General features: G+C 59.8%; 1 pseudogene. It reads right to left on the reverse strand.

Going from position 1 to position 264, the window contains the following annotated elements:
* Window positions 1-98: 98 nt before the first annotated feature.
* A pseudogene (locus SB756_RS31135) lies at window positions 99-264 on the reverse strand (cupin); the annotation flags it as partial.

The raw sequence follows: 264 nt of genomic DNA on the forward strand, positions 1-264 counted from the left end.
GTCGGCCAAGGGTAGTCGATCGATGACGTGTTGCTGTGTCTGACTGTGTTCAAGAGGCAGAAATTCCTTTTTCCGTCTCGCAGGTTCAGCGGTGAGGATCAGATCCAGACGTCGTTCTGGGCGGTGCGTTCGCCACCTTGATCGCCGGTGTTGAGCACGCCCTTGGGTTCGATCAGCAGCAGTTTGACCTCCTGCTCGGCCCAGGGTTTGTGCTCGACGCCCTTGGGCACCACGAACATCTCGCCACTGCCGATGGCCACCCGG

The organism is Pseudomonas sp. SIMBA_068, assembly GCF_046534705.1.
Classification (GTDB): Bacteria; Pseudomonadota; Gammaproteobacteria; order Pseudomonadales; family Pseudomonadaceae; genus Aquipseudomonas; species Aquipseudomonas putida.